General features: G+C 61.0%; 1 protein-coding gene. It reads right to left on the bottom strand.

Features of this window, described 5'->3' with window-relative positions; genetic code table 11:
* A partial coding sequence (locus tag EJB06_RS31550; protein ID WP_164558110.1) for a M1 family aminopeptidase occupies window positions 1–703 on the bottom strand: 703 nt, incomplete at both ends.

Raw genomic sequence — 703 nt, 5'->3', positions numbered from 1 at the left:
GGCGTGGGGCGCTTGAACTTCCAGCGCTGGGCGTACTCGCGGAAGGCGAAGTCGAACAGTTCGCGTCCCAGCACGGTCTCGCGCAGGACGATCAGCGCGGTGGCCGGCTTGGCGTAGGCGTTGTTGCCGCGCTGGAGGACCGATTCCGAATTGGTCATCACCGGCACCTGGTTCTTGCTGCGCATGTAGTCGACGATGGCGCGCGGATCGCCGCGCGTGTCGGGGAAGTCTTCTTCCCAGGCGCGTTCGGACAGGTATTCCAGGAAGCTGTTCAGGCCTTCGTCCATCCAGGTCCACTGGCGCTCGTCGGAATTGACGATCATCGGGAAGTAATTGTGGCCCACTTCGTGGATGATCACGCCGATCAGGCCATACTTGGTGCGGCGCGAGTAGGTCAGTTCGCCGGTCTTCTTGTCCTTGGTCGGACGCGGGCCGTTAAACGAAATCATCGGGTATTCCATGCCGCCCACCGGACCGTTGACCGAGATCGCGATCGGATACGGATAGTCGAAAGCGTACTTGTTGTACTGCTCGATGGTGTGGACGATGGCCTGGGTCGAATAGCGCTCCCACAGCGGATTGCCTTCCTTCGGGTAGTACGACATTGCCATCACATCGGTGCCGCCCTTCCTGTAGCCCTGCGCATCCCAGATGAACTTGCGGCTGCTGGCAAAGGCGAAGTCGCGCACGTTGCTGGCCTTGT

Source organism: Massilia atriviolacea (assembly GCF_003953935.1).
GTDB lineage: Bacteria > Pseudomonadota > Gammaproteobacteria > Burkholderiales > Burkholderiaceae_D > Telluria_A > Telluria_A atriviolacea.
This window is presented reverse-complemented; position numbering and strand designations above follow the sequence as displayed.